The sequence below is a fragment of the Variovorax sp. P4_D9 genome (assembly GCF_056401695.1).
This window is the reverse complement of the sequence record NZ_JBFUIU010000401.1, coordinates 1-8,181: the sequence shown is the minus strand read 5'-3', so window position 1 is coordinate 8,181 and position 8,181 is coordinate 1. Positions and strand designations below refer to the sequence as shown.

Annotated in this window: 7 protein-coding genes; 6 read left to right on the top strand and 1 reads right to left on the bottom strand. The window is 69.1% G+C overall.

From position 1 onward, the window contains the following. The 4 genes from AC1DY5_RS32670 to AC1DY5_RS32655 form a co-directional block, all read left to right on the top strand. The coding region (locus tag AC1DY5_RS32670) for an electron transfer flavoprotein subunit alpha/FixB family protein (protein ID WP_478118236.1) at nucleotides 1–258 on the top strand (258 nt) is incomplete at its 5' end. Nucleotides 259–349: 91 nt separating this feature from the next. After that, complete coding sequence (locus AC1DY5_RS32665; protein WP_478118234.1) at nucleotides 350–2,140, top strand: acyl-CoA dehydrogenase; 1,791 nt, start codon at nucleotides 350–352, stop codon at nucleotides 2,138–2,140. Between the two features lie 34 nt (nucleotides 2,141–2,174). Next, nucleotides 2,175–3,137 carry an NAD(P)H-dependent flavin oxidoreductase gene (locus AC1DY5_RS32660; protein ID WP_478118232.1) on the top strand — a complete coding sequence of 321 codons (963 nt, stop codon included), beginning with the start codon at nucleotides 2,175–2,177 and terminating at the stop codon, nucleotides 3,135–3,137. Between the two features lie 49 nt (nucleotides 3,138–3,186). Then, nucleotides 3,187–4,293 (top strand): acyltransferase family protein, encoded by a 1,107-nt coding sequence (locus tag AC1DY5_RS32655; protein ID WP_478118231.1) that lies wholly within the window; start codon nucleotides 3,187–3,189, stop codon nucleotides 4,291–4,293. Here the strand turns inward: AC1DY5_RS32655 and AC1DY5_RS32650 are convergent. Further along, nucleotides 4,290–5,390: a glycosyltransferase family 4 protein gene (locus AC1DY5_RS32650; protein WP_478118229.1), complete on the bottom strand. Its 1,101-nt coding sequence runs from the start codon at nucleotides 5,388–5,390 to the stop codon at nucleotides 4,290–4,292. The genes AC1DY5_RS32655 and AC1DY5_RS32650 overlap by 4 nt on opposite strands. A gap of 156 nt (nucleotides 5,391–5,546) precedes the next feature. Between AC1DY5_RS32650 and cydD the strand changes: the two genes are divergently transcribed. Then, nucleotides 5,547–7,241: a thiol reductant ABC exporter subunit CydD gene (cydD, locus tag AC1DY5_RS32645; protein ID WP_478118227.1), complete on the top strand. Its 1,695-nt coding sequence runs from the start codon at nucleotides 5,547–5,549 to the stop codon at nucleotides 7,239–7,241. Then, nucleotides 7,238–8,181, top strand: a 944-nt coding sequence (locus tag AC1DY5_RS32640) for an ABC transporter domain-containing protein (protein WP_478118224.1), incomplete at its 3' end; no start/stop codon positions are given. The genes cydD and AC1DY5_RS32640, both read left to right, overlap by 4 nt.

Below are 8,181 nucleotides of genomic sequence, written 5' to 3'. Positions count from 1 at the left end.
GGCGCCAGCCGCGCAGCCGTCGACGCAGGCTACGCCCCGAACGACTGGCAGGTCGGCCAGACCGGCAAGATCGTCGCGCCGCAGTTGTACATCGCCTGCGGCATCTCGGGCGCGATCCAGCATCTGGCGGGCATGAAGGACTCGAAGGTGATCGTGGCGATCAACAAGGACGAAGAAGCCCCGATCTTCAGCGTGGCCGACTACGGCCTGGTCGCCGACCTGTTCACGGCCGTGCCGGAACTGGTCAAGGCACTCTGATCCTTTCAAGACTTGTGAGCCGAAGGGCATCGTTCGCGGTGCCCTTTTTCACATCGGTTGGCATTGGGCCGCAAGGCCGCAGGAGACATTCATGAGCTATATCGCCCCCCTCAAGGACATGCTGTTCGACATCGAGCACCTGGCGGACATCGCGCAGGTCGCGAAGATGCCCGGCCTCGAGGATGCAGGCCTCGAAACCGCGCAAGCGGTGCTCGAGGAATGCGCCCGCTTCAACCAGGACGTGATCGCGCCGCTGAACGAGGCGGGCGATCGGGATCCGTCCTCGTTCAAGGACGGCCAGGTCACGACCACGCCGGGCTTCAAGGAAGCCTTCGCGCAGTACGTCGCCGGCGGCTGGCAGGGCCTGCAGCATCCGACGGACTTCGGCGGTCAGGGCCTGCCCAAGACAATCGGCGCGTCCTGCATCGAGATGCTCAACTCGGCCAACATGAGCTTCGCGCTGTGCCCGCTGCTGACAGACGGCGCCACGGAGGCGCTGCTCACGGCCGGCTCCGACGAACTCAAGGCCATCTACCTCGAGAAGCTGGTCAGCGGCCAGTGGACCGGCACCATGAACCTGACCGAGCCGCAGGCCGGCAGCGACCTGGCGATGGTGCGCAGTCGCGCCGAGCCGCAGGCCGACGGCAGCTACAAGGTGTTCGGCACCAAGATCTTCATCACCTACGGTGAGCACGACATGGCCGAGAACATCGTCCATCTGGTGCTGGCCCGCGTCACCGGCGCGCCCGAAGGCGTGAAGGGCATTAGCCTGTTCGTGGTGCCGAAGTTCCTCGTGAACAAGGACGGCTCGCTGGGCGAGCGCAATGACGTGCACTGCGTGAGCATCGAGCACAAGCTGGGTATCAAGGCCTCGCCGACCGCGGTGCTGCAATACGGCGACCATGGGGGCGCCATCGGCTATCTGGTCGGCCAGGAAAACCGCGGCCTCGAGTACATGTTCATCATGATGAACTCGGCCCGCTATGCCGTGGGCATGCAGGGCATCGCCATTGCCGAGCGTGCCTACCAGCATGCGGTGGCCTATGCCCGCGACCGCGTGCAGAGTCGCCCGGTCGACGGCTCGATCAATGCCAGCGCGCCGATCATCCATCACCCCGACGTCAAGCGCATGCTGATGACGATGCGCGCCTACACCGAAGGCTGCCGCGCGATGGCGACGGTGGCCGCGGCCGCCTACGACGCGACCCACCATCACCCCGACGCCGAGACGCGCAAGCAGAACCAAGCCTTCTATGAATTCATGGTGCCGCTGGTCAAGGGCTACAGCACCGAGATGAGCCTCGAAGTGGCCTCGCTCGGCGTCCAGGTGCACGGCGGCATGGGCTTCATCGAGGAGACCGGCGCGGCGCAGTACCTGCGCGATGCCAAGATCCTGACGATCTATGAAGGCACGACCGCCATCCAGGCCAACGACCTGGTCGGCCGCAAGACGGCGCGCGACGGCGGCCAGACCGCCGAGGCGATCGCCGTCCAGATCGAGAAGACCGAGGCCGAGCTCGCGAAGCGCAACAGCGCCGATGCGCAGGCCGTCGCCAAGAAGCTCAAGGCCGCGCGCGAGGCCTTCGTCGATGTCGTCGGCTTCGTCGCCGGCCAGACCAAGGCGTCGCCGAACGCGGTGTTCGCGGGTAGCGTGCCCTATCTGATGCTGGCGGGCAACGTGGTCGCCGGCTGGCAGCTGGCGCGTTCGCTGGCGGTCGCCGAGGACCTGGCCAAGGCCGGCACCGACGTGGCTTTCATGAAGGCCAAGATCGCCACCGCCCGCTTCTACGCGGAGCACATCCTGAACAAGGCGCCCGGCCTCCGGGACAGCATCGTCGACGGCGCCGACAGCGTCACGGCGCTCGCGCTCGAATCCTTCTAAGCCAAGACCTCATCCATCGATCTCCGGAGACCCCATGTCCAAGCTGCCGCCCGTGCTCGCCAACCTTCCGCTACCCATCATCGGCTCCCCGCTGTTCATCATCAGCAACCCCAAGCTGGTGATCGCCCAGTGCAAGGCCGGTGTCGTGGGCTCGATGCCGGCGCTCAATGCGCGACCGGCCGCGCAGCTCGAGGAGTGGCTGATCGAGATCACCGAGGAACTGGCCGCCTACAACAAGGCCAATCCCGACAAGCCGGCCGCCCCCTTCGCGATCAACCAGATCGTGCACAAGAGTAATGACCGGCTTGAGCACGACATGGCGATGGTGGTGAAGTACAAGGTGCCGATCGTGATCACCTCGCTCGGCGCGCGCACCGACGTCAACGATGCGGTCCACAGCTACGGCGGCGTGACCTTGCACGACATCATCAACAACACCTTTGCCAAGAAGGCGATCGAGAAGGGCGCAGACGGCCTGATCGCCGTCGCGGCGGGGGCAGGCGGCCATGCGGGCGTCAAGAGTCCGTTCGCGCTGGTCCAGGAAATCCGCCAGTGGTTCGATGGCCCGCTCGCGCTCTCGGGTTCCATCGCCAATGGCAGCGCGGTGCTGGCCGCGCAGGCCATGGGCGCCGACTTCGCCTACATCGGCACCGCCTTCATCGCCACCGAGGAGGCCCGCGCCAGCGACGAGTACAAGCAGGCGATCGTCGAAGGCACGTCCGACGACATCGTCTATTCGAACCTGTTCACCGGCGTGCACGGCAACTACCTCGCGCCCAGCATCGTGGCCGCCGGAATGGATCCGGCCAACCTGCCCGAAGGCGACCTCAAGACCATGAACTTCGGCGGCGGCGAGGGCAGCAAGGCCAAGGCCTGGAAGGACATCTGGGGCTCGGGCCAGGGCATCGGTGCGGTGACCGAAGTCGCGACCGCCGCGGCTTTTGTCGAAAAACTCAAGCGCGAGTACTTCGACGCCCGCCGCCGCTTGGCGCTCTGAACCAGTGACACTGCGCAGGACGGCCGCTGCTGGCGCTGCAGCGAGCCGCATGCCGCTGCTCGACGCGGTCAAGGGCGTCGCCTGCGCGCTGATCGTCGGTCATCACCTGGCGCGCTACGGTCCGCTGCAGGAAGGTGCGTCCACGCTGGCACCGGCCCTGTTCGGCTGGTTGGCCCAGGACGGCCGGCTGGCGGTGCAGGTGTTCCTGGTGCTGGCCGGCTTCCTGGCGGCCGGCAGCCTGGCGCCCGATGGCGTGCTGCGGGTCGATCGTCCGCTGGCCCGGGTCGGCCAGCGCTATGGCCGCCTGGTCATGCCCTACCTGGCCGCACTGAGCTTCAGCGTGCTGGTCTCGGCACTGGTGCGCCCCTGGCTCGAGGGCGACGCGGTGCCGGCCCCGCCCGATTTCGCGCAGTTGCTGGCGCACGGCCTGCTGCTGCAGGACTTGCTGGGCTTCGATGCGCTGTCGACGGGCGTCTGGTACGTGGCGATCGATTTCCAGCTCTTCATGCTGGCGCTGGCGGCAATCGGCCTGTCGGAGCTGTTGCAGCGGCGCTGGTCGCTGGGCCCCGAGCGGTCCCGCTGGCTGGTGTCGGGGCTGGTGCTGGCACTGGTGGCGGCCTCGCTCGCGGTGTTCAATCGGCGGCAGGAACTCGATGCCACGGCGATCTATTTCTTCGGCTCCTACGGACTGGGCATGCTGGTCTTCTGGATCGGCCGCGCCACCCGCGACAGCACCTGGCGCTACGCGATGCTGATGCTGACCCTGGTCGGTGCCGCGGCGCTGGCGCTCGAATGGCGCAGCCGCATCGCAATCGCGCTGGTCACGGCGCTGGCGGTGGCCGTGGTGCAGCATCGCGACGGGCTCGCGCCCGCCGCCTGGCCGCGCTTCGGTGCGCCGCTGGTGCGGCTCGGCCGCATCTCGTACTCGCTGTTCCTGATCCACTTCCCGGTGCTGTTGCTGGTCAGCGCAGCGATGAGCCACCTGTTGCCGGCGACGCCGTGGATCGACCTGATGGGCCTGCTGGCGACTTTCGCGCTCTCGATAGGGGCCGCTTCGCTGCTCTACCGCTGGGTCGAGTCGCGGCCCGCCACGTGGCGGGCGGTGCTGGGCCTGTTTGCCGGCCTGCTGGTGTGCGGCCTGCTGGTCGCCGGTTAGGCGGCGAGCGCCGCCGCGAAATGGGCGGAGAACTGGTCGGCCACCACCTCCCAGTCGTGGCGCTTGGCCCGCGCCTGCGCAGCCTTCGACATGGCGCCGCAGCGCTGCGCGTCGAGGCCCGCGACCTCCCGAATCACCGCCAGGTCAGCGGGGCCCGCCTCGAAGTCGAGGAAGAACCCGTTGACTCCGGGCTCGACGAAGGCGTTGATCGGTTCGATGTCGCGGCACAGCACGATCTTGCCCGCCGCCATGGCCTCGAGGATGCCGACCCCGAAGCCTTCGTATTCGCTGCCGGTGACATACACGGTGCGCGCCTGCAGTTCGCGCATCAGGTCTGCATCCGCGATGTAGGGATGCAGCCGGACCTGGTCGCCGAGCTGGAGTGCCTCGATCTTCGCCTTGAACCCGTCGCCGAGCTGGTCGAAGTCGGGGCCGGCGATCAGCAGGTCGATCGCGATGCCGTGATCGCGCGCCAGGGCGACCGTGTCGATCACTGTATCGATGCGCTTGTTCCTTGACCAGCGACCCCAGAAGATCCATTTCGATGGATCGGGCGTGCCGGTGTTCAATCCCTGCTGGAATTTCGCGAAGGCAATGCCGTTCTCGCATTTTTCGACCCGTTCGGAGAAGCCCCCGAAATAGGCCGCGTCGGACTCGCTGACCGCCAGGATCTTGCGATAGTGCTTCAGGAGAATGCGCATCAGCAGGCGCTCGTGGGCCCACTTGAAAGCACGCAGCCGGCGCGTGTGGCGGAAGCCGCCATGCGTGCTGAGGACGGCCGGGATGCGGCCGCATTGCATGAGCACATTGCCCGTGATCATCATCAGCTGCGGGTCATGGACGTGAAGCAGGTCGTAGTCGGCGGCCAGGGCGCCGAGTCCGCGCGCATAGCCGGCGAGCCGGTTGCCGAGCACCGGCAGGCGGTAGACATCCAGGCCGTCGATGCGGCTCATCGATGGCGAGGGATGCTTCGCCGACACATGGGCGATGTCGACTTGGAGCGACTTGCCGGTCATTTGCAGCGCCAGTTCACGCACCACGGATTCGATGCCTCCGACGTCGGGAAAGTAGGTCGGCGTGATGGAAAGGATCTTCAATTCGGGACTCCGTCGGCGGATGCCGCTGTGGCGTAGCTTAGCGGTTGTGTCACCTTGTTCTGGCATCCTGGGGGGGCTTGTGCCACGAAGATGGCGAAGTCACGGAACATCTCATATGATTGATGAGTTTTCAGTAAATACTGAAAATTAATGAATGTGAATTCCGAACCTCCTTTCGCGACCGGCCCCGGCGAGGGCGACCGGGCCGGGCTTGGCAGCCTAGTCCAGGGCGCCGCCGCGCTGCTCTGGCTGCCGCAGGCGGCGTTGCTGGCCTTGGCAGTGCATCGACTGGGCGAGGGCGAGGGCCTCGCCGCCGCCTTATGGCCGGCCGCCGGCATCCTGCTGCTGGGCCTGGCGCGCGCGGCGGCCGAGGCCTGGGGCGCGCGCCGCGTGTATGCGCAGGCGCGCGCGCAGCTCTCCGACCTGCGGGCCCGGGTGGCGGCAGCCCTGGCGGCGCGTTCGCCGCTCGATAGCGCCCGTCCGGCCTCCGGCCTAGCCGCCAGCGTGATCGCCGAGCAGGCCGAGGCGGTGGTGCCCTACCTGGTGCGCTACGGCCCGGCGCGCTGGAGGGCGATGGTGGTGCCGCTGGTCATCCTGGCGGTGGTGGCCGGCCTGTCCTGGGTGGCGGCCGCGGTGCTGCTGGTCGCGGCGCCGCTGATCCCGATCTTCATGGCCATCGTCGGTTGGCGCGCCCGGGCCGCGAGCGAGGCGCAGATGGTCGAGATGGGCAGCATGAACGGCTTCCTGCTCGACCGCCTGCGGGGCCTCGCGACTCTGCGTTCGCTCGGCGCCGTCGACTCGACCGCGCGGCGCCTCGGCGAAGCGGCCCAGTCGCTGCGGACCCGGACGATGGCGGTGCTGCGCATCGCCTTTCTTTCGTCCGCGGTGCTGGAGCTGTTCTCCGCGCTGGGCGTCGCGATGGTCGCGGCATTCATCGGCTTCCATCTGCTGGGCACCCTCGGCTTCGGCACCTGGGGCCGCACGCTGAGCCTGGGCGAGGGCCTCTTCGTCCTGCTGCTGGCGCCGGCCTTCTTCGAGCCGCTGCGCGAGTTGTCGGCGGTCTGGCACGACCGTGTGGCTGGCGAGGCCGCACTGGCGGCGCTCGAGCGCTTGAGCGAGGGCGGCGTTGCTCTGCCGGGGGCTTCGGAGGCGGACACGCAGGCGCCATCGCCTGCCGCAGCGGTCGCGACCGGCGGGCCCGCGGTTCGCGTGCGCGGCCTGTGCTTCCGGCACGCCGGCGAGGACGCTTTCTTCGAGAACTACGACCTGCGGGTGGGCGCGGGCGAGCATGTCGCCCTGATGGGACCCAGCGGCTCGGGCAAGACGGCGCTGCTGAGCCTGATCGCCGGCCTGGTGCCGGCGCRGCACGGCGAGATCCTGATCGGCGGCGTKCCGCTGTCGGAGGACACGGTGGCGTTGCTGCGTGCGCGCATGGCGTGGATGGGCCAGAGGCCGCACGTCTTCGCCGCCTCGGTGCAGGCCAATGTGGCGCTCGGCCGCAGCGGCGTGCGGGCGGCCCAGGTGGAGGCCGCGATGCGCTTCGCGGCGCTCGACGGCGTCGCTCAGGCCCGTCCCGGCATCGCGCTCGGGGAGGGCGGTGGCGGCCTGTCGGGCGGCGAGGCGGTGCGGCTGGCGCTGGCGCGCGTGGCGGTGCATCCCGACGCCGACCTGCTGCTGGTCGACGAGCCGACCGCACATCTCGACAGCGAGACCGCGGAACGTGTCGTCGAAGCGCTGATGCAACTGGCGCGCGGAAGGACCCTGATCGCCGCCACCCACGATCCGGTGCTGGCTGCCCGCATGGGCCGTGTGGTCCGGCTCGACGAATTACCGGTGAGGGAGGCGGCATGAGTTTTTGGCGCGATGTCCGGCCGGTGCTCGCGGCCTTTTGGGAGGCCCAGCCGCGCCGGCTGGTCGGGGGCGCGGCCCTGGCGGCGCTGACGGTGCTGATGGGCATGGCGCTGCTCGGCCTTTCAGGCTGGTTCATCACCGCCACCGCGCTGGCCGGCCTGCAGGCCGCGACGGCGCTGCGCTTCGATGTCTTCATGCCGTCGGCCGGTATCCGCCTGCTGGCGCTGGGCCGTACCGGCTCGCGCTACGCCGAGCGGCTGGTCACACACGACGCCACCTTCGGCGTGCTGGCCGCGCTGCGCGAACGCCTGTTCCGCGGTTGGGCCCGGCCCGATGCGGCGCGCCGGCTGCTGGCCCGGCCGGCCCGGCTGCTGTTCCGCCTGACCGCCGACATCGATGCCCTCGAGTCCTTCTACCTGCGGCTGCTGGTGCCGGCCGGTGCCGCCCTCGGCGCCGCGCTGCTGGCCGGCATCGTGCTGGGCGCTATGAAGGCCTGGATGGGTGCCGCACTGGCGCTCTGGCTGGTCGTCGCGGGCTGGGGCATTGCACTCGCGGTGGCGGCACGGGCCCGTCCGGCGGCGGTGCGGCGCGCCCATGCGATGGAAGCCCTGCGCGCCCGCGCCGCCGACCTGGTGTCGGGGCAGACCGAACTCGTCATGGCCGGCAGGATCGATGCGCAGCGCGCGTCGCTGGCCGCCGCCGATCGTCATCTGGCCAACGCGGACCACGCGCTCCATCGACTCGAAGTGGGTGCCGGAATGGCCTACGCCATGGCCRGGACGCTGACCCTCGTGGCCGTGCTTCTGGCCGCCGCCGCGCTGGTGGGCCAGGGCGCGATCGGCGCGCCGGCCGCGGCGCTGGCGCTGCTGGTCGCGCTGACCGCGATCGAGCCCTTCGCCGCCTTGCGCCGCGGTGCGCTCGAAGCCGGACGCGCCTGGCT